The sequence below is a fragment of the Sphingomonas sp. PR090111-T3T-6A genome, from assembly GCF_000383095.1.
GTDB lineage: Bacteria > Pseudomonadota > Alphaproteobacteria > Sphingomonadales > Sphingomonadaceae > Solisphingomonas.
The window spans coordinates 532,520-550,361 of sequence record NZ_AORL01000010.1 but is presented as its reverse complement, the minus strand read 5'-3'; the positions used below and the strand labels follow the sequence as shown (position 1 = coordinate 550,361).

Annotated in this window: 22 protein-coding genes; 3 read left to right on the top strand and 19 right to left on the bottom strand. The window is 67.9% G+C overall.

All coding sequences use genetic code 11. From position 1 onward, the window contains the following. Positions 1-7: 7 nt before the first annotated feature. The gene (locus ST3T6A_RS0105490) at positions 8-1,309 is read right to left on the bottom strand and encodes a glycoside hydrolase family 130 protein (protein WP_019831898.1); all 1,302 of its coding nucleotides are present in this window, start codon (positions 1,307-1,309) and stop codon (positions 8-10) included. Between the two features lie 280 nt (positions 1,310-1,589). Between ST3T6A_RS0105490 and ST3T6A_RS0105485 the strand changes: the two genes are divergently transcribed. Then, positions 1,590-1,871: a DUF427 domain-containing protein gene (locus ST3T6A_RS0105485; protein WP_019831897.1), complete on the top strand. Its 282-nt coding sequence runs from the start codon at positions 1,590-1,592 to the stop codon at positions 1,869-1,871. Positions 1,872-1,960: 89 nt separating this feature from the next. On the opposite strand, the gene ST3T6A_RS0105480 is transcribed toward ST3T6A_RS0105485, so the two are convergent. After that, positions 1,961-2,710: a sulfite exporter TauE/SafE family protein gene (locus ST3T6A_RS0105480; RefSeq protein ID WP_019831896.1), complete on the bottom strand. Its 750-nt coding sequence runs from the start codon at positions 2,708-2,710 to the stop codon at positions 1,961-1,963. Between the two features lie 98 nt (positions 2,711-2,808). On the opposite strand from ST3T6A_RS0105480, the gene ST3T6A_RS0105475 reads away from it, so the two are divergent. After that, complete coding sequence (locus ST3T6A_RS0105475) at positions 2,809-3,699, top strand: LysR family transcriptional regulator (RefSeq protein ID WP_019831895.1); 891 nt, start codon at positions 2,809-2,811, stop codon at positions 3,697-3,699. A 27-nt stretch (positions 3,700-3,726) separates the two neighbouring features. Here the strand turns inward: ST3T6A_RS0105475 and ST3T6A_RS0105470 are convergent, their stop codons facing one another. From ST3T6A_RS0105470 to ST3T6A_RS19390, 17 genes are all read right to left on the bottom strand, one after another. Beyond that, positions 3,727-4,179: a DUF3788 domain-containing protein gene (locus ST3T6A_RS0105470; RefSeq protein WP_019831894.1), complete on the bottom strand. Its 453-nt coding sequence runs from the start codon at positions 4,177-4,179 to the stop codon at positions 3,727-3,729. 46 nt (positions 4,180-4,225) lie between these two features. Further along, complete coding sequence (locus tag ST3T6A_RS0105465; RefSeq protein ID WP_019831893.1) at positions 4,226-4,975, bottom strand: SDR family oxidoreductase; 750 nt, start codon at positions 4,973-4,975, stop codon at positions 4,226-4,228. A 4-nt stretch (positions 4,976-4,979) separates the two neighbouring features. After that, positions 4,980-5,627: an FMN-dependent NADH-azoreductase gene (locus tag ST3T6A_RS0105460; RefSeq protein ID WP_019831892.1), complete on the bottom strand. Its 648-nt coding sequence runs from the start codon at positions 5,625-5,627 to the stop codon at positions 4,980-4,982. 277 nt (positions 5,628-5,904) lie between these two features. Beyond that, a complete protein-coding gene (locus ST3T6A_RS0105450; RefSeq protein WP_019831890.1) occupies positions 5,905-6,450 on the bottom strand; it encodes a carboxymuconolactone decarboxylase family protein in 546 nt (181 codons plus the stop codon). A gap of 51 nt (positions 6,451-6,501) precedes the next feature. Next, positions 6,502-7,119, bottom strand: a complete 618-nt coding sequence (locus ST3T6A_RS0105445) for a nitroreductase family protein (protein WP_019831889.1) — start codon at positions 7,117-7,119, stop codon at positions 6,502-6,504. 280 nt (positions 7,120-7,399) lie between these two features. Beyond that, a complete protein-coding gene (locus ST3T6A_RS0105440) occupies positions 7,400-8,359 on the bottom strand; it encodes an AraC family transcriptional regulator (RefSeq protein WP_019831888.1) in 960 nt (319 codons plus the stop codon). A gap of 103 nt (positions 8,360-8,462) precedes the next feature. Then, on the bottom strand, positions 8,463-8,912 hold the full coding sequence (locus ST3T6A_RS0105435; protein ID WP_019831887.1) for a GNAT family N-acetyltransferase: 450 nt from the start codon (positions 8,910-8,912) through the stop codon (positions 8,463-8,465). A gap of 109 nt (positions 8,913-9,021) precedes the next feature. Beyond that, positions 9,022-9,498, bottom strand: coding sequence for a pyridoxamine 5'-phosphate oxidase family protein (locus tag ST3T6A_RS0105430; RefSeq protein ID WP_019831886.1), 477 nt, complete (start codon positions 9,496-9,498; stop codon positions 9,022-9,024). A gap of 12 nt (positions 9,499-9,510) precedes the next feature. Beyond that, positions 9,511-10,224, bottom strand: coding sequence for a glutathione S-transferase N-terminal domain-containing protein (locus ST3T6A_RS0105425; protein ID WP_202804562.1), 714 nt, complete (start codon positions 10,222-10,224; stop codon positions 9,511-9,513). Positions 10,225-10,395: 171 nt separating this feature from the next. Continuing rightward, positions 10,396-11,313, bottom strand: coding sequence for an NADP-dependent oxidoreductase (locus ST3T6A_RS0105420; RefSeq protein WP_019831884.1), 918 nt, complete (start codon positions 11,311-11,313; stop codon positions 10,396-10,398). A gap of 57 nt (positions 11,314-11,370) precedes the next feature. Further along, entirely contained in the window at positions 11,371-12,288 is a 918-nt protein-coding gene (locus ST3T6A_RS0105415; RefSeq protein ID WP_019831883.1) for an NADP-dependent oxidoreductase, read from the bottom strand. Positions 12,289-12,659: 371 nt separating this feature from the next. Then, entirely contained in the window at positions 12,660-13,463 is an 804-nt protein-coding gene (locus tag ST3T6A_RS0105410; protein ID WP_202804561.1) for an antibiotic biosynthesis monooxygenase family protein, read from the bottom strand. 43 nt (positions 13,464-13,506) lie between these two features. Further along, on the bottom strand, positions 13,507-13,977 hold the full coding sequence (locus ST3T6A_RS0105405) for a redoxin domain-containing protein (RefSeq protein WP_019831881.1): 471 nt from the start codon (positions 13,975-13,977) through the stop codon (positions 13,507-13,509). A 69-nt stretch (positions 13,978-14,046) separates the two neighbouring features. Next, on the bottom strand, positions 14,047-14,568 hold the full coding sequence (locus ST3T6A_RS0105400; RefSeq protein WP_019831880.1) for a redoxin domain-containing protein: 522 nt from the start codon (positions 14,566-14,568) through the stop codon (positions 14,047-14,049). Positions 14,569-14,599: 31 nt separating this feature from the next. Then, positions 14,600-15,406 carry an SDR family NAD(P)-dependent oxidoreductase gene (locus ST3T6A_RS0105395; RefSeq protein WP_019831879.1) on the bottom strand — a complete coding sequence of 269 codons (807 nt, stop codon included), beginning with the start codon at positions 15,404-15,406 and terminating at the stop codon, positions 14,600-14,602. Beyond that, the gene (locus ST3T6A_RS21940; RefSeq protein WP_019831878.1) at positions 15,403-15,597 is read right to left on the bottom strand and encodes a hypothetical protein; all 195 of its coding nucleotides are present in this window, start codon (positions 15,595-15,597) and stop codon (positions 15,403-15,405) included. The genes ST3T6A_RS0105395 and ST3T6A_RS21940 overlap by 4 nt, the downstream gene beginning before the upstream one ends. Then, positions 15,594-16,262, bottom strand: coding sequence for a 3'-5' exonuclease (locus ST3T6A_RS19390; RefSeq protein ID WP_037537830.1), 669 nt, complete (start codon positions 16,260-16,262; stop codon positions 15,594-15,596). Before ST3T6A_RS19390 ends, ST3T6A_RS21940 begins: the two co-directional genes overlap by 4 nt. 292 nt (positions 16,263-16,554) lie before the next feature. Between ST3T6A_RS19390 and egtB the strand changes: the two genes are divergently transcribed. Beyond that, positions 16,555-17,841, top strand: coding sequence for an ergothioneine biosynthesis protein EgtB (gene egtB / locus ST3T6A_RS0105380; protein WP_019831876.1), 1,287 nt, complete (start codon positions 16,555-16,557; stop codon positions 17,839-17,841). Position 17,842: the final 1 nt, after the last annotated feature.

Sequence of the window (17,842 nt, the reverse complement as noted above, 5' to 3'; positions counted from 1 at the left end):
CGCGGCGTCAGGCCGGCTCCATGCTGGCGAGAAGCGCGTCGACGTCGATCGTGGCAAAGGTCGCGAAATTGTCGGCCACCCCATAGGGCAGCACCAGGACACGGCCGCAGATCATGCCGCCGCAGCTATAGACGACATTGGGCACATAGCCGTGGCGGTCATTTGGGCTCGGAGCGATGATCGGCTCCGCAGTGCGGCGCAGGACGCGGGAGGGATCGTTCCGGTCGAGCAGGCAGGCGCCGATCGCATAGTTTCGCACCATGCCGACGCCATGCGTGAGAACGAGCCAGCCCTCCTCGATCTCCAGCGGCGAGCCGCAATTCCCGAGCTGGACGAACTCCCAGCGATATTTCGGCGTGAGCAGCCGATGGCCGTTCGACCATTCGAGCGGGTTGTCGGACGTCATCAGCCAGATATTCTCGCCGTCCTGACGCGACAGCGCGAAATAGGCGCCGCCGATGCGGCGCGGGAAGATCGCGAGGCCCTTCGCGTCTCCCACCGAACCCAGGACGCGTCGCATCGTGAAGGTGAAGAAGTCCCGGGTCTCGATAAGCTCCTGCCGGACTTCGGCGCCGTTGAAGGCCGTATAGGTGCCGAAGTAGCGGACATCGCCATCATCGTCGGTGAACCGCACGAGCCGCAGGTCCTCGATGCCCTTGGTCTGGCTCGGCAGGATGGGGAACAGGACGGTGTCGGAAAGCCCGTTGCGCCCGTCGCAACGAAGCACCGCCAGCGCATCCGCGTCACGCGTCGCGGCCATGTCGATATGCGGCGCGACGGCGATCCTGTTCAGCGGGTCGAGCTCGAACCCGCCGGCCTCCGACCATCGCCCGGTCCGGAAGGTCACGGACGATCGGTGGCCTTCGCCGACGCCGCGCAGCGCCATGACAAATCGCTCGGTGCGCGGCGGCAACCCCGTCTGGTCCCAATGCGGCACCATGCTCGGATTGAACAGCGCCGCGGCCTCGAAGGCATATTCTTCGAGCAGATAGGCCGAAATCAGCGCCCGCTGCTTGTCGCTCACCGTCCGGCCCCGGAACAGGTCCGAGATCTCCTCATATCGCCGGGCCAGGATTCCGGGCACGTCGTCGTGGCGCCCCGAGAGCGATTGCATCAGCCTGTCGAGCTGATCGTGAAGCGTGTCGGGCGCCAGCGCCAGAACGCGCTCGGCGATGCGCAGGGCGCGCGGATGCTCGGGCGTGCCGAACGGCGCCGGGTCACCGGGCGAAAAAGGGCGGATCACGGTTCGCGTGGGATCCGGACGAAGAATGATCGGCGAGCGATCGATGATCCGTGACTGGCCTGTCATTTGGTTTTCCAGATGCCTCGATCTTCAAGGGGTTCCTCGCACTCTCGCCGCGTGCAGCGGCCCAGTTACATCGGCCAGCCACATCGGGCCGCCATTCGGGACGGCTCGCGGGCCCCGCATCCCGGCCCTGAAGTTTCGACGCGAAGCCTGATGCCGGCCACGGATGTAACCGCCACGACGGCGTCGACGAGATAATGAGAGGCCCCCCGAAGGGAATGCAGGTCTGGCCATGAGCAGGGCCTGGTCCGGGCCTCGCTCAGGCTCGAACAAGGATGATGCTATGGTTCAGGCACGATGGAACAATGCGGTCCTCGCCGACAGCGACGCGACGATCGTGATCGAGGGAAACCATTATTTCCCGCCGGATTCGATCAATCCCGACTATCTTGAGGCGACCGACCACACCACCGTCTGTCCCTGGAAGGGGACAGCCTCCTATTTCACGGTGAGCGTCAACGGCGCGCTCAACCCGAATGCCGCCTGGACCTACCGCGATCCGAGCCCCGAGGCGGCGCGCATTCGCGACTATGTCGCGTTCTGGAGAGGCGTGGATGTCGGTTGAGCCGGCGAGCCCCCTGTCTCCATCGATGCAGCGGGCAACGGCCCGGCGGTCGGTCGCGCCTCTGGCTGGCACGCGACCCAAGGCCCCCGTCAGAGCAGGCCGTGCAGCGCCATTTCGAGCCCCAGCAGCAGCAGGAACAGCAGGAAGAGACGGCGGAAAAGCGGCGGGCTGATCCGCGTGCGGATAGCCTGGCCCGCCGACATGCCGAGCAAGGCCGGGACGACGGCGAGCGTCGAAGTGAGCAGGTTTCCCGCCGGCACCGCCCCATGCCAGACCAGCCCGATCGCGAGCGCGATGGTGGAGACGGTGAAGGAGAGACCTAGCGCCTGCACCAGATCGTCGCGATCGAGGTCGAGCGACTGGATGTAGGGCACCGCCGGTATCACGAACACGCCCGTCACGCCGGTGACGAGGCCAGTCGCAAGGCCGATCAGCGGCGACAGCCACGGCTCCCGGCGCGCGGAGACGTGGAAGGGTCTGCCCAGCAGGGTGTAGGCCGCATAGGTCATCAGCGCGACGCCGAGGCCGACCGTCGTCAGATGGGTGCGGCTGCCGGTCAACAGCGCCGAGCCGATCATGGTCCCGAGGACGATCGTCACCATCATCGGCCACAACCGGCCAAGGAGCGCACCGAACCGGGGACCTGTGAAAAGCTGCCAGACATTGGTGACGAAGGACGGCACGAGCAGCAGCGAGGCCGCCGCGAGCGGCGAGAGCAGAGATCCCAGCACGCCCATGGCGACGGTGGGAAGCCCCATCCCGCTCACGCCCTTGACGACACCGGCTGCGAAGAAGGTCGCCACGATCGCGGCGATCAGCGAATAGGAATGTCCGAACATGGGGCCGAGGTAGCGACCGCGGCCCGGCCCACAATGCGGAAGGCCCGATCGCAGACTTCGGCTGGAGCGAAGGCTGGGCCTGCGCTATCCCGGCATCCATGCGCTTCGATCTGACCGACCTTCGCCTATTCCTGGCCGTTGTCGACGCCGGCAGCATCACGCACGGCGCGGCCGAGGCCGGCCTGTCGCTCGCCGCCGCCAGCGAGCGGCTGCGCGACATGGAGGCGACCGGCGAGGTCGTCCTGCTGAACCGTGGGCGGCGCGGCGTGGAGCCGACCGAAGCCGGCGAGATGCTGGCGCACCACGCCCGCACGATCCTGCACCAGATGGCGCAGATGCGCGGCGAGATCGGGCAATATGCCAAGGGGCTTCGCGCCTCGGTCCGCATCTTCGCCAACACCGCCGCGGCGACCGCCTTCCTTCCGTCGAGGCTGGCGCCATGGATGGCGGCCCATCCCCGGATCGACATCGACCTCAAGGAGCGCGAGAGCATCGAGATCGCGAGGAGCGTGGCGGCCGGCTTCGCCGAGATCGGTGTGCTGTCGAGCGCGCACGACACGGGATCGCTCGTCCTGCGCCCCTTCGCGGTCGATCGCCTCGTCGTGGTGGCCTCCAAGGACCATGCCGTCGCCGCCGAGCGGCAGGTCGGGTTCGCGGACCTGCTCGGCCATCCCTTCATCGGGCTGATGAGCGGCCCCCTGCAGGATCATATCGACGGGCAGGCGTCGCGTCTGGGGGCGCGTCTCAAGATGCGCGTCCGTCTTCATGGCTTCGAGGACATCTGCCGGATGGCCGGCGCCGGCGCGGGCATCGGCATCGTCCCCGAGACCGCCGCGCGCCGCGTCCGGCGCGCGACCGGGATCGTCACGATCGGGCTTCGCGACCCTTGGGCCACGCGACGCCTGTCGCTCTGCGTCCGAGACGAGGAGGAGCTTACCCCGCCCGCGCGGGCGCTGCTCGACCATCTCGCCGCGACGGCAACGCGCTAGGCCCGGAGGCGTCTCCTTGCCCCGTAGTCAGGCGCGGGCGACCGGCGGGCGCTTCATGACCAGAAGGTCGATCATCTCCTGCCGATCGTCGGCGGTGGCGATCGGGAGCGTGAGGAACATCCCGTCGGGATAGACCTTTGCCTGATCGTACCGCTCGACCAGCAGCGGACGCCAAGTGTAGCGACGCTCCTCGAACTTCTCCCGCTCCGCGCCGCCGAACACGATGGTGACCGAGAAGCGCCGATATTCGGGAATGAAGGTGCAGAACGCCTTGATCTTCTTGTAGCGGCGCGACCACCCTTTCTTCTTGCCGTTGAGCCATTCGGGGGCAAACACGCCGGAATAATTCTCCTCGATCCAGCTTTCGAGCGCGCGCCATTGCTCGAACGCCTCCGGTCCGAGCCAGTCGCGGATCCTGGCCGTATCGGGCGCGGCCGAAAGATCGATCAGCCGGTCGCCGATCTGGGGGGACTGTTCCATATCTTTTGCCTTCCACTATCATGCCGGCGCGTTCGCGCGCCGCGCGTCACGCCTTCGGGCGCCCTACCCACGCCTCGAGCCCGATGCGGCCGAGATGCGCCTCGCCTTGCGGGACGAGCGAGGTCTCCTCGATAACGCCCCCGAAATAACGCGCGTCCGCATCGCCCACGGCCTGCCTCGGATCGCCCACCGCCTTCAGGTAGCGCGCGACGATCTCGCTGAACGGCGCGCGATCGGGTCCCGCGATCTCTGCGGTTCCGTTGCGCGGCTCGCCGTGCGCCAACCCGGCCACGAACGCGGCGACCTCGTCGGCCGCAACCGGCTGGAACAGGCCCTGCGGGAGCCGGACGACGCCGTCCACGGCGTGCCCATCCGCGATCCCGCCGAGGAACTCCAGGAACTGGGTCGCGCGGACGATCGTGTAGGGAATGCCGGCGGCCTTGATCAGCGCCTCCTGGGCGACCTTGGCGCGAAAATAGCCCTGCCCCGGAGCCCGCTCGGCCCCGACGATGGAGAGCGCGACATGATGCCGGATGCCCGCTACGGCCTCGGCCGCCAGCAGGTTGCGCCCCGAGGTCTCGAAGAATTCCATCGCGGCCGCCCCGTCGTTCGAGGGCGAGTTGGAGACGTCGACCACCACCGCCGCACCCGCGAGAGCGGCTGCAAGCCCCTCCCCTGTGATGGTGTCGACGCCGCCCGCGGGCGACGCCGCGATCACCTCGTCGCCGCGCGCGCGCAGGATCGCGACGATCTTCGAGCCGATCAGGCCGGTGCCGCCTATGACGACGATCTTCATGGGCTCAATCACCGCCCTGCGCCGCGATGCGCGGGCTTTCGGCCACCACCGACAGGTCGATCGCCGCGAGCGCCTTTTCGCGCGCCGCCGCCGCTGCTTCGCCGACGAGGAAGGCGGTCGCCTGGATCGACAGGAACTGGATGCATTTCAGGCCCATGCTGCCGAGCACGGTCGACAGATAGGGCGTCAGGAAGTCGGGCTGATTGGCCAGCTCACCGGTGAAGGTGCCACCGGATGCGATGGCGATGTAGACCGGGCGGTCCGTGACCATTCCCGTCTTGCCCGTCGGCGTCGTCCTGAAGGTGCGGCCGGCGCGCATGATCTGGTCGATCCACGCCTTCAGGACCGAGGGGACGGTGAGGTTGTGCATCGGCGTCCCGATGACGATCGCGTCTGCCGCCTCCACCTCCTGGATGAGTTCCTCGGAGAGGTCGAGCGAGCCCGGGACGGGTGCTGCCAGCGTCGCGGGCGACGAAAGCGTCGTCGCATAGTCGGCCGTGGCGTGCGGCAACGGACTGGCGCCGAGATCGCGCCGGCTGACATGACCGCCGGGTGCCGCGTCGAGAAGCATCTCGACGATCGCGGCCGACAGCCCACGGCTGTGCGACTCCTCGCGCGGGCTGCAATCGATATGGAGGATGTTGAATGTCATGCTGTCGCTCCGTTGCGATTCCGCGATGGCCAGGGTCCGCCAACGGGCGTCGGGGGCGCGGTCGTGGCAGCGGCGCCTTGCAGCGCTCCGGTGACGACGACGATCTTCGAGCCCATCATGGCGCTGTTCCAGACAGTGGTGAGACAGACCTTGCCGGTCGCGGGAAAACCCAGGCGCATCCCGAACATCCTGCTCGGTGCGCCTGGGCTCCCGGTTACAATCGCCCCGCCTCAGGCGCCCAAGGAGCGGGAGAGCGCCGAAAGGACGATCGTCACGCTCAGATCGTGCCCGCCGCGGCGACCGCGGGGAAATCCTTGTCGGGGTCGAACACGTTGTTGAAGAAGTTGGTCAGCGAATACATCGCGACCAGCGCCACGATCTCGATGACGTTCGCCTCGGTGAAGCCGGCGGCGCGCACCGCCGCCAGATCGGCATCGCCGACCTTGCCGCGGGCCTCGATGACCTTGCGGGCGAACTGGACCGCCGCATCGCGCTTGGGGTCGTTCGCATGGCCCTTGCGGGCGAGCACGATCTCCTCCGGCGACATCTTCGCCATGTGTTCGGCGGTGAAGCTGTGCACGGTCAGGCAGTAATCGCAGCCGTTCACCTCGGAAACCGCGAGGCCGATGCTGTCGCGCGTCTTCACGTCGAGCGACTTGCTGAGCGAGCCGAGCAGGGTCGCCCAGGCGTTGAACGCGATCGGGCTCTGCGCGAAGGCCGCCATCATGTTCGGGGTGAACCCGATATTCTTGGTGAACGCATCGAGGGTTCCCTTGGAATCGGCCGGAACCTGATCGGGCGAGAGGACTTCACAACGTGCCATGGTCATTCTCCTTGTGGGACTGGTGAGCTTGGGCTGAAGGACGGTTGAGGGTCAGGCGAACTGAAGGACGTCGAGCACCGGGAGCCGCGGCTTCTGCGGCCAGTTCCCCGGGCGCTCCGGCCCGACAGAAAGGAGCATCACGGGGATTTCGTTGTCGGCGAGACCGAATTCGCGGGCGACCGCGTCGAAGTCGAAGCCGATCATCGGGGTCGAGCCCCAGCCAAGCGAGCGGGCCGCGTAGATGATCGTGGCGGCGCCGAAGGTGGCGGTGCGGATCGCCTCGTCGCGCTGGAGCTGGACATTGTCGTCGTAGAGACCGCGCGCCGGGTTCTCCCAATCCGGGATGATGGCGGCCGGCATGATCCCCGCTTCCACGGCCGGCGCGAGACAGGCCGGAACGGTGCTGGCATCCGCCATCTTGCCGACGATGATGAAGGTCACCGCAGCCTCGGAGGTCGCGGGCTGGTTCCACGCGATCGGGCGCAACCGGGCCTTGGCCTCGGGCGAACGCACGGCGATGAAACGCCAGTTCTGCAAGTGGAACGAGGTGGGAGCGGAGGTCCCTATCTTCACCAGTTCGCTGATTTGCTCGTCGCTGAGCGTCGCGTTCTGGTCATAATATTTGGTCGAACTGCGGCTCAGCATGGTGTCTATGACGACATTTTTCATGACTTGCTCCTTTGTCTGCGTCGTTGTTGAGGAGGTTCTACTGCGAGCGATTGCCTCTTTCGAGACGCACAAGGCTCAATTTGATGCCCGATATGCTCAAACTTGCCTCAATCGCGGGCGTGCGCCTTCGCTTGCGCGAACAGGCTCCGGCCGCGCAGGCTTCACATCAGGCTTTATTGAGGAAGAAAAACGGGTCGCCGGGGCGGACCGCGACAGCAGCGTCGGGGCCGGCGGTCTGAACAGTCGTTCGGTCTGCCGTGCTCCACCATGGGCGCTGCGCCTACTGGCTCTCGCGCGCCTGGCGGCGCCATTGTCCCGCGGTCATGCCCATCTTGTCGGCGAACACGCGGCGGAAGGCGGCGACGGACTGATACCCGACGAGGTCGGCGACCGCCTCGGTGCCCATCCCGGGCTTCTTCAGCTCGTTCGCGGCGAGGCCCATGCGGATGTCGGCCAGCAGGTCGAACGCCGATCGGCCGAGCCTGTCCTGGAAGTGGCGGCTGAAGGTCGCACGCGACATCCCGCACGATTCGGCAAGCTCGGGCAGGCTCCAGGCGCGCGCCGGATCGGCGAACATCGCCGAGATGGCGGGGCCGAGCCGCGCATGGCCGGCGAGCGCCAGCAGGCCCTCCGGCGCCTGGTCGGTTTCGCCGGCCGCGCGCAGCACGAGGGTGAACAGCGCCGAGGAGAGCGCGTTGAGGATGGCGTATCCGCCGGCCTTGTCGCCGGTGGACTCCATCCGCATCATGCCGATGAGGCTGGCCAGTTGCGCGGAGGCGGTGGACGCGACGCCGGCTTCCGGCTCGCCTCCGGCCGCGTGCATCACGAGGTTGGTGGGCAGGTAGTTGCGCATCAGCCGGTCATGCGGCGGCCCGATGAGGAAGCGGCCGCACAGCATGTCGAGCGGCTCGCCTTCGCTGTCGTTCTCGCTCACCACCCAACCGGCGGGTGCAAGATGCTCCTGCGTCGGCGCCGGTGGGGCTCCGCTGCCGTCGTGGAGCACATGGGGGCCGCCGCTCGGCAGCAGCACGATGTCTCCCCCGACCAGCTCCCGCACGGTCCCGGAATCCGGATCCTCGATGATGGCCCGGCCGCGGAGCACGACATGGTAGGGGATCTCGTGCACGGCGGACCGGTCCCACGCGACGCGCCATGGCGCGCCATAAGCGCAGCGTACCTCGAGCTGGCCCTTGACCGTGATCATCTCGAGGAGGCGGCTCAGCCAATCGATGTCGGACATGGGACCTCCCGACCCTGAATTGCCGAACGCCCCGCGCCCGCCACGCCGTCCTCGTGTCGGGGATCGCGCCGCACGGCCGGCGGCTCGGGCGCGCGGCGCCCCTTCACGCGAGGAGCTTCCGGTAGATGACGAAGCCCGAGCGCTCGGCGATGCGGTCGTAGAGCTGCATCGCGGTCTGGTTGGTTTCGTGCGTCGACCAGTAGAGGCGCGGCGCGCCCTCACCCTTCGCATGCGCGGTCACATGCTCGATCAGCGCGCGGCCGGCACCGCTTCCGCGCGCGTCCGGAGCCACGAACAGGTCCTGCAGATAGCAATAGTCGCCGGTCGTCCAGGTCGACCGATGGTAGAGCCAGTGCACCAGCCCCATTGCCCGCTCGCCGACCATGGCGAGCGCTGCGTGCATCGGCTCGGCCGGGTCGAGGAAGCGGGTCCAGGTCCCGCGCGTCACGTCCGCCGGGATGTCGACCGCATAGAAGCGCTGATAGGCTTCCCACAGGGGCAGCCAGGCCTCGAAATCGTCCTTCGTGACGGCCCTGATGACGGCGGCTTGCATCGGATACTCCCCGGAAAATGGATTGGCCTCCCCGCGCGACCGACCGGCCGGAAGGGAGGGCGATGCGCCGCCCTTCAAGGGCCGGGGACTGCGGCCTCCTGCATGGCGCTCAGCCCTTGAGCGGGGTGACGCCGTATTTTTCATAATAGCTGCTCCGGATTTCATCCTGGCTGCGCGGCGGCCGGGCGAAGACATGGGCGGGAGACAGCAACGGGGCGATCGCGCTGATCTCGACCTTCACGACATGGTCGACCGGATATTCCGGCCCGTTGGTGGCCCGGACCCAGTCGGCGATCGGCCGCGCTTCCGCGTCGTCGGGCGCGAGGACCGTGGCGCGCCCCGTGAAGCGATAGCCGCGCCTTGCGAAGATATCGACGACGTTGATCTCGATCGCCGGATTGCGCCTGAGGTTCGAGATCGTGCGGGGCGAGGCTATGTCGGCGAAGAACAGGCCGCCGTTCCTGACCGTCAGCGACGCCTTGGGTGAAAGGCTGGGCGTTCCGTCCGCATTGACCGTCGCGACGAACGACAGGATCGCGCGGGCGATCACGGCCTCGGCATCCTCGGGGATCTTGACCAGGGACATGTCCGTCCTCCCTTACCGCGCCGTCACGTCGAGGCCGCGCTGCACGCCGGGACGCGCGAGCCCGCGGTCGAGCCAGGCCTGGACGTTGGAGAAGCGATCGAAGCCGACGAGCGCGCGCGCCTCATAGAAGCCGATCAGGTTGCGCACCCAGCCGAGCAGCGAGATGTCAGCGATACTGTAGTCGCCGCCCATCACCCAGTCGCGGTCTTCGAGGCGCCGGTCGAGAACGCCGAGCAGGCGCGCGGATTCGGCCGCGTAGCGGTCGCGCGGGCGCTTGTCCTCATAGTCCTTGCCGGCGAACTTGTTGAAGAAGCCGACCTGCCCGAACATCGGGCCGACGCCGCCCATCTGCCACATCACCCACTGGATCGTCTCGTAGCGGGCGTTCGGATCGGTCGCGAGGAACCGCCCGGTCTTCTCGGCGAGATAGAGCAGGATCGCGCCCGACTCGAACAGCGCGAGCGGCGTGCCGCCCGGCCCGTCGGGGTCGTAGATCGCGGGGATCTTCCCGTTGGGGTTGAGCGCGAGAAAGGCTGGATCGTGGCTTTCGTCCGCAGTGATGTCGATCCGGTGCGGCTCGTAGGCGAGGCCCGTCTCCTCCAGCATGATCCCGACCTTCACGCCATTGGGCGTGGGCAGCGAGAAGAGCTGCAGCCGGTCGGGAAACTGCGCCGGCCAGCGGTCGAAAATGGGATGGTCGAGCGTCACCTGATACCTCCTGGACATACCTTACCCGGCCCTCCCCGCGCCGACGCGGGTCCGGCCATCATGCTTCACACGCCGCCCCTTCCGTGCTCCACCGGCAGGCATTGCCAGACATCGCCGCGTCGATCCGCTTGTCCGTCGGCTTCGGCGTCTTCCCGATCCCATCCTGCGCAAGCCTGAGCGAGCCCGCCCTTACGGACGAACGCGGATGACCGTCTTGCCCGGCCGGCGCTCGGTCGGGTTGAAGGCGGCGACGGCATCGTCGAGCGAGGCGATCGTGCCGATGTTTGTCCTGAGACGCCCGTCGCGCACGCGGTTGATGATCTCGGTCAGTTGCGCGCGATCAGCCTCGACGACGAAGTCGATCGCGACGCCGTCCTTCGGATGCTCCTCGATCGGCCCGACGATCGAGACCATCCGGCCGCCGGCCCGGACGAGCCTGGCGGACCGCTTGCCGATCTCGCCGCCGATCAGGTCGAGCACCAGATCGACCTCGCCGACGGCCTCGAGGGCCTCGTTGTCGAGATCGACGAACTCGTTCGCGCCGAAGCCCAGCGCCGCGTCGCGGTCGGCGGCGCGTCCGGTGCCGATGACGTAACCGCCCAGCTCGCGCGCGAGCTGGGTCACGATCGATCCGACCGCACCGGCGGCGCCGTGGGCGATGATCCGCTGGCCGGGCTCGAGGCGGCCGTGGATCACGAGACCCTGCCACGCCGTCAGGCCCGAGATCGGCAGGCTCGCGCCCGCGGTGAAGTCGACGTCACCGGGCAGCGGCGCGAGATTGCGCGCCTCGATCGCGATATATTCGGCGAGGCTTCCGTCCCGGTACCAGTCGGCGAGCCCGAACACCCGCTGTCCGATCGACAGGCCGGTCGTTCCATAGCCGAGCGCGGTGACGACGCCGGCGAGTTCATGGCCAGGGATCGAGGGCGTCCGGTCGCGGTCGAGGCGATCGGTCCAGGTCGAGGGCCAGTCAAGCTCGGTGTTGACGAAGCCCGAGGCGTGGATTCGCACGACGACGTCGTTGATGGAAGGCTGCGGATCGGGCCGCTCCATCAGCGTCATCCCCTTCATGCCCGCGGCCTGGTCGGTTACCACGATTGCCTTCATTGGAAGTCTCCTTGGGTCTTCTGATCGATCGAATAGCGGTGGCGATCGCGTGGCCGATCAGGGGCGAACGCGGATGATGGTCTTGCCGCTGACCCGCCCGGCCGGATTGAAGGCCGCGACCGCGTCGTCGAGGACCGCGATCGTGCCGATGTGGGGCCTGAGCCGGCCGTCGCGCACCCGGTCGATGATCTCGCCGAGCTGCGCGCGGTCGGGCAGGACGACATAATCGATCGTGACCCCGTCTTTGGGTCGCGCCTCGGTCGGCCCGGCGATCGTCACGAGCTTGCCTCCGGGCCGGACGATCCGTGCGGACCGCGTCGCGATCTCGCCGCCGATCACGTCGAAGACCATGTCGACGCCGCCTGCGTCCTCCAGGGCATCACTCTCGAGATCGATGAATTCGTGGGCGCCGAACTCGAGCGCCCGCTGGCGGTCGGCAGCGCGACCGGAGCCGAGGACATAGGCGCCAAGCTCACGCGCAAGCTGCGTGACCATCGAGCCGACGGCGCCGGCGGCGCCATGGACGAGCACCGCCTGCCCCGCCTCGAGGCGGCCATGCTCGACCAGCCCCTGCCAGGCGGTGAGGCCCGGCATCGCCACGGCGGCGGCTGTGGCGAAGTCGACATCACCCGGCAGCGGCGCGAGATTGCGCGTCTCGATGGCGATATATTCGGCGAGCGAGCCGCTGCGATAGGAGTCCGTGAGACCGAACACGCGCTGCCCGATCGACAGCCCTCTCGCACCATAGCCGAGCGCGGTGACGACGCCCGCCAGTTCCTGGCCCGGTATCACCGGCGTCCGGTCCCGGCCGAGGCGGTCGGTCCAGGTCGAGGGCCAGGTCAGCTCGCCCGAGGTGAAGCCCGAGGCATGGACCGCGACGACGACGTCGTTGATGCCCGCCTCCGGCAAGGGCCGGTCCGCAAGCGTCATCCCGCCCGTTCCGGCGGCCTCGTCCGTCACCACGATCGCTTTCATCTGCCACCTCCTTGGGCCGCGCCCCGGACGTTACGGTCAGCGGTCGGCGAAACGGCCTGCCGTGGCCGCACGAACGCGACGCCGTGCTCAGCGAACTAACCAGCCGCGGCATCTCTTCGGTTACACGCGCGCGCCGATTTTTTTGGGCACCCGCATCGTCGCGGGGCGCACCGCAAGGCCCCGGCGCCGCTGCCCGCGCAATCCGGCCATCCGCGCCGGAGACCGGCCTTCACCGCCGGCCGGGCGCCGGCATCATAGCATGATCGTCGATCGAGCGCGTCGCAGACCGGGCGATCCCCCGCGTCAAGGAGGCGGTGCTCGTGTGGTCACCGGGGGATAGGCGCCTCCCCCGGTTCCGTCGTTCGAGCGGATCAGGCGTGGATGGTCTCGCGACCCGCCGCATCCGGGTAATATTGCGGCGCCTCGCGACGGTCGAACATGGCATAGTCGCGCACGATCCGGGCGCCGCGGATGCGGCTGCCGTCCGGCACCATCGCGGACTTCGCGAATTCGATCGCCGACGCCTGATCCTTCCACGCGCAGAGCAGGAGGATGGCGCCCGGCTTGTACGCGCTCTCGAACACATCCCAGGAAACGCAGTCGCCATAGGAATTGAGGTCGAAGCCGAGAAAGAGCGCAATCTCCTGCGGATCCTGCGACGCGACCCATTGCGGGTCCTGCTCGGCGTCGATGAGGGTGACCGCGGTCCCGCCGCCCGTCTCGGTCTCGTCGAGCCGCTGCCCCCTGAGCGTGCAGCCTTCGGGGATCGCGGTGTCATGGGTGACCTCGCCGACGCGGAAACGATAATCCTCGAGGATCTCCGACCGCCCTTTTTCCTGCGCCTCTGCATGGATCCGGCGCGTCCGCCACCGGACCAGGGACTTCTCGTCGCGCCAGGTCGAGAGCGACATCAGCCAGCCCTTGCGCAACAGGCTCTTGTAGAGGGGGCCGTCGATATAGCCCGGCATGGTCCCAAGCTCGGGCATCAGGCTCGCCGCGAGCGCGGCATGGGCGTCGTGTTTCTCCGCCCGGGGCAGCATTTCGAAGAGCACCGAAAACATCAACCATCTCCTGATAGACCCGCAAAAGCAGCTCATCCGGAACACGGTTCGATCAGGTCTCCCGTTACAGGATGGCGCGCGATCGATATCGGTATCGAGCCGGACCGGCGGCATGCCACCGGCCGATCGCGCGCCGGGCCTGTCTCTCAGGCTGGCTTCAGCTCTTGGACTTCAGGTAGCGGACGAAGCCGAGCACATCGTCCGGGTTCAGCCGGCCGATCGCACGCGTCGAATAGACGGCGGTCACGATCCGGCCCTCGGCGTCGAGGATGAAGCCCGTCGCCTGGAGGCAATAGGGCTTCTCGTTGATCGCGGCGCCGGTGACGGCGGAAACCGCCTTCGGGTCCGCGCCGTACCCGACGGGGAAGCTGAGGTGGTGCTTTCCGACCAGCGTTTCGGAGGTTTCGCGGTCGTCGGCAGAGACCGAGATGACCTTGATATGCTCCCGCGCGAATTCGTGCTTGGCCGCCTCATACGCCGCGAGCTGCGCGTTGCAGTAGGGGCACCAGGCGCCGCGATGGAACAGGATCACGCCGAACCCGCCAGCCAGGTCGCCCGGCAGGTGAACCTCGCCGCCGCCGGCGCGCGCGAAGGTGAGCGTGGGAAAGACGTGTCCGTTTTGCAGCATGACGATGATACTCCAGGTGCGAAAGCGACGGCGCCGAGGGCGCCCGAGCAGGTCCGGCAGTGCCGGTCTTCAGCTCTTCGAGGATTTGACGTGCCGGACCAGCTCCAGGACGTCGCCGGGGTAGAGGCGCGTGATCGGGACGCTGGACGAGATCGCCGTCACGATGCGATCGTCGACGGCGTCATAGGTCGAATAGACCGCGAACTGGATCCGGCCCTCGGGATCGAGGACGAACCCGGTGGCCTCGAAATAGACGCCGTCCTCGTTGATCGGAACGCCGGTGACGGCGGACACCGCGCGCACGTCGGTGCAATAGGCCACCGGAAACGCGAGCTTGTGGCTCTCGACGAGCGCCTCCGAGGTCTCGCGCTTGTCGGCCGAGATCGAGACGACCTTGATGCCCTCGCTGAGGAGCTTGTCCGCGTCTCGCGAGAAATCGTCGAGCTGGGCCACGCAGACCTCGCTCCACGCCCCCCGATAGAACAGGACCACCCCGAAGCCGCCGGCAAGGTCTGCGGGCAGATGAATCTCGCCGCCGCCGGCGCGCGGGAAGTCGAGCGACGGGAAGATGTCATTGGCTTGCAGCATCATGGGTGCGCTCCTGGTTTCACGTCTCTCGCGGTCAAAGCGCCGAATGATCCCGGACGGCGTCTTCGAGCGCCGGCTTCAGGCCGGCAAAGCGTTCGTCGAGAGCCGTTGGATCCGCGCGGTTGAGCGCGATCATCTGGAGGCGGGCCTCGCCCCCTCGGACGACGTCGTGCCGGCCGGCCTCGATGGCCTCGACGATCGCCTCGGCGACGGCGGAGGCCGGCTCGCGCGAGAAGCCAAGCTCGGCCCCTGCCCGGTTCGTCCGCATCATCGGAGTGTCTGTCCCGCCGGGATAGACCGTCAGGACATGGACGCCCTCGCCTTTGAGCTCGCGCCGCAGCGCTTCGCCGAAATGGGCGAGTCCCGCCTTGACCGCGGCATAGGTCGCGTAGAACGGCGCGCCGACGAGCGCGATGCCGGAGGAGACGTTCACCACCACGGCGTCCCCGCTGGCGCGCAGCGCCGGCAAGGCGGCCCGCGTCAGCAGGATCGGGGCGATGAGGCCGACATCTATCATCGCGAGCAGCTCTGTCTCGTCGATCGTCTCCAGACGCCCGGCCCTGACGCCACCGGCATTGTTCACGAGCATATCGAGGCCGCCCAGCGCGGACAGGGCCAGATCGAGCGTAGCGGCGCGCCCCTCGTCCGTGGCGACATCGGCCGCGATCCCGTGAACCGCGGCGCTGATCGGATGCAGCGTCCGGACCGCTTCGGCGACCACATCCGGGCGCCGGCCGCTGATCGCGACATGAGCGCCCTTCAGCAGCAGGGCGCGCGCAAGCGCGAGGCCGATGCCGCTCGACCCGCCGGTGATGAGGACGCGCTTGCCGTTGATCTTCATGCCTCGTCCCCCTCCACACCCGCCGGATGCTGGTGACGGAGATGGATCGCGGCGACGTGCCGCTCGTGGAGCACGGTCGAAGGCGTTTCGCCCGGCGGATAGTTTGACGGGAAGGGCGCGCGCCCGGTCTCTTCGAGCAGGAGCGCCACCTTCATCGGATTGGGTGTCGGGTGAAAATGGAAGCGGATCATGAGGCTCTCCATTCGGCGCCGGGCCGGTCGAGGCTGGTCTGCGGATAGGCCCGCGGATGCAGGAGGAGATTGGCCTCGCGCGGCGCGGCCGGGGGCCGTGCGACGCGCCCGTCCGCCGGGAGACCAGCATAGGCGCGCGCCAGGCGGCAGACCGTCAGCCAGCGGTCGCGTTCTAGCTCGGCATCCGCGAGCGCGCGGTGCGCGCGCCTGCGCCCGGCGAAGCGGTCGCCCGCGGACGCCATGATCTGGCGGCTCGCGCGGTGGACTTGCGATGAGGACAGCGCCGGCGCGAGAAGCGCCGTGGCAAGTTCGAGGAGGGCCGCATCGGTATCGGTGACGCGGATGGCGTGGCGCGGCAGCCCGCCCGCGCGCAGGAGCCGGCTCATCCACCTGGCATCCCAGGAAGGCGCGCTCGCCAGGACCTGATGGCCGGCGAGTTCATCGACGAGGTGCCGTGCGACGAGGGGCGCCGCCACGCCTTCGCGGGCCAGTTGGGCGCGCGAGATGCCATGGATTTCCTCGGCGGCCGGGTTCCAATCCGTCCACCCGTCGATCGGCGCGATGAGGAAGGAGGCCGACCGGCCGTCCTCGAAGACCCAGGCAACCTCGATCGGATAGCCATGCCGTCCGAGCGAGGATGCCTCGAAATCGATGAACGCTCGCATGATATACAACCTTCTTCCGTCTCGGATCACGCCGCCATGACCTGGCCGCACGCCATCCGGCTTGCGCACTCGCCGGTGGGCAACCCTCTTACCGCTCGACGGCGCGCTATGGTTACAGTCCGCCTCCGAAACGCCTCGACGCCAGGCCTCTCGAAGCATCGGGAATCCGCGTCCGTGATGCCCCCATTGTAACCGATGCCGCGCCAGCCCGTGTGTGGAGGGAGGGCGGTGCAAGGACGGCGGGCGACACCATGGTCCGATTGACCCGGGACGAGGAGAATTTGACATCATCATGGACGTTGCGGCCCATCCGAGACCTGTAGCCACCGACACGTCCACCGAGGACCAGCGCTTGCGCTATGCGGGCGTGCGGGCGCTCAGCGTGGACCTCGTGGCGCCGCTCTCCGATGCGGACGCAAGCGCGCAATCCATGCCCGACGCATCGCCGGCCAAATGGCATCTCGCGCACACGAGCTGGTTCTTCGAGACCTTCATCCTTCGCGGACATGTGCCCGGCTACAGGCTGTTCGACGAGCGCTGGGCCTATCTCTTCAACAGCTATTACGAAGCCGAGGGCGCGCGCCATCCGCGCGAGCGGCGGGGATTGCTCACCCGCCCCAGCCTGCCCGAGATCCTGTCCTATCGGCGCCGGGTTGACGAGGCGATCCTCGAAGCGATGCCGCTGATCCTCGAGCGCTGCCCGGACCTGCTCGAACTTGGGTTGAACCACGAGCAGCAGCACCAGGAATTGCTGCTCACCGACGTAAAGCACCTCTTCGCGCAAAATCCGCTCGGCCCGGCCATGTGGCCGGGAGCGCCGTTCGGGAAGTCGCATCACGTCAGCACGGACATCGTCTGGCACGCCGGCCGGACGGGGCCGGTGGACATCGGCTTTGCGGATTCGGATTTCGCGTTCGATTGCGAAGGGCCGGCGCATCGTCACTATCTCGCCCGTCATGCGCTCGCCGATCGGCCGATCATCAACGCAGACTGGCTGCGCTTCATCGAAGACGACGGCTATGCGACAGCCTCGCTCTGGCTGTCCGACGGCTGGGCATGGCTGAAGAGAGAGGCCATCGCCGCCCCGCTCTACTGGCGGCGCACGCCCGACGGGTGGGAGAATTTCACGTTGGCCGGCTGGCATCCGGTCGATCCGTCGGCCCCGGTCACGCATGTGAGCTTCTACGAGGCGGATGCGTTCGCCGCCTGGGCCGGCGCGCGCCTGCCGACCGAGCAGGAATGGGAATCGGCGGCCCTCCCCCACAATCCGCTGCTCGGCATCCAGCTCGACGAGGCGGGCGCCGTCCATCCCGAGTTCGTGCCCGGAACCGACGGGATCAGCTCGCTGTTCGGCAATGTCTGGGAATGGACCTCGTCGGCCTATCGGCCCTATCCGGGCTACCGCGCGGCGCCGGGCGCCGTCGGCGAATATAACGGCAAGTTCATGAGCGGGCAGCTTGTCCTCAAGGGCGGCAGCTGCGCCAGCCCGCGCGGCCATCTGCGCGCCTCCTACCGCAATTTCTTTTACCCTCATCAGCGCTGGCAGTTCACTGGCGTGCGCCTGGCAAAGGACCTCTGAC

Excerpts from the sequence above, each read along its gene's own strand:
- ST3T6A_RS0105490 (WP_019831898.1), bottom strand. The coding sequence starts at position 1,309 with ATGACAGGCCAGTCACGGATCATCGATCGCTCGCCGATCATTCTTCGT.
- ST3T6A_RS0105485 (WP_019831897.1), top strand. The coding sequence starts at position 1,590 with ATGGTTCAGGCACGATGGAACAATGCGGTCCTCGCCGACAGCGACGCG.
- ST3T6A_RS0105480 (WP_019831896.1), bottom strand. The coding sequence starts at position 2,710 with ATGTTCGGACATTCCTATTCGCTGATCGCCGCGATCGTGGCGACCTTC.
- ST3T6A_RS0105475 (WP_019831895.1), top strand. The coding sequence starts at position 2,809 with ATGCGCTTCGATCTGACCGACCTTCGCCTATTCCTGGCCGTTGTCGAC.
- ST3T6A_RS0105470 (WP_019831894.1), bottom strand. The coding sequence starts at position 4,179 with ATGGAACAGTCCCCCCAGATCGGCGACCGGCTGATCGATCTTTCGGCC.
- ST3T6A_RS0105465 (WP_019831893.1), bottom strand. The coding sequence starts at position 4,975 with ATGAAGATCGTCGTCATAGGCGGCACCGGCCTGATCGGCTCGAAGATC.
- ST3T6A_RS0105460 (WP_019831892.1), bottom strand. The coding sequence starts at position 5,627 with ATGACATTCAACATCCTCCATATCGATTGCAGCCCGCGCGAGGAGTCG.
- ST3T6A_RS0105450 (WP_019831890.1), bottom strand. The coding sequence starts at position 6,450 with ATGGCACGTTGTGAAGTCCTCTCGCCCGATCAGGTTCCGGCCGATTCC.
- ST3T6A_RS0105445 (WP_019831889.1), bottom strand. The coding sequence starts at position 7,119 with ATGAAAAATGTCGTCATAGACACCATGCTGAGCCGCAGTTCGACCAAA.
- ST3T6A_RS0105440 (WP_019831888.1), bottom strand. The coding sequence starts at position 8,359 with ATGTCCGACATCGATTGGCTGAGCCGCCTCCTCGAGATGATCACGGTC.
- ST3T6A_RS0105435 (WP_019831887.1), bottom strand. The coding sequence starts at position 8,912 with ATGCAAGCCGCCGTCATCAGGGCCGTCACGAAGGACGATTTCGAGGCC.
- ST3T6A_RS0105430 (WP_019831886.1), bottom strand. The coding sequence starts at position 9,498 with ATGTCCCTGGTCAAGATCCCCGAGGATGCCGAGGCCGTGATCGCCCGC.
- ST3T6A_RS0105425 (WP_202804562.1), bottom strand. The coding sequence starts at position 10,224 with ATGTCCAGGAGGTATCAGGTGACGCTCGACCATCCCATTTTCGACCGC.
- ST3T6A_RS0105420 (WP_019831884.1), bottom strand. The coding sequence starts at position 11,313 with ATGAAGGCAATCGTGGTAACCGACCAGGCCGCGGGCATGAAGGGGATG.
- ST3T6A_RS0105415 (WP_019831883.1), bottom strand. The coding sequence starts at position 12,288 with ATGAAAGCGATCGTGGTGACGGACGAGGCCGCCGGAACGGGCGGGATG.
- ST3T6A_RS0105410 (WP_202804561.1), bottom strand. The coding sequence starts at position 13,463 with ATGCCGCCGGTCCGGCTCGATACCGATATCGATCGCGCGCCATCCTGT.
- ST3T6A_RS0105405 (WP_019831881.1), bottom strand. The coding sequence starts at position 13,977 with ATGCTGCAAAACGGACACGTCTTTCCCACGCTCACCTTCGCGCGCGCC.
- ST3T6A_RS0105400 (WP_019831880.1), bottom strand. The coding sequence starts at position 14,568 with ATGATGCTGCAAGCCAATGACATCTTCCCGTCGCTCGACTTCCCGCGC.
- ST3T6A_RS0105395 (WP_019831879.1), bottom strand. The coding sequence starts at position 15,406 with ATGAAGATCAACGGCAAGCGCGTCCTCATCACCGGCGGGTCGAGCGGC.
- ST3T6A_RS21940 (WP_019831878.1), bottom strand. The coding sequence starts at position 15,597 with ATGATCCGCTTCCATTTTCACCCGACACCCAATCCGATGAAGGTGGCG.
- ST3T6A_RS19390 (WP_037537830.1), bottom strand. The coding sequence starts at position 16,262 with ATGCGAGCGTTCATCGATTTCGAGGCATCCTCGCTCGGACGGCATGGC.
- egtB (WP_019831876.1), top strand. The coding sequence starts at position 16,555 with ATGGACGTTGCGGCCCATCCGAGACCTGTAGCCACCGACACGTCCACC.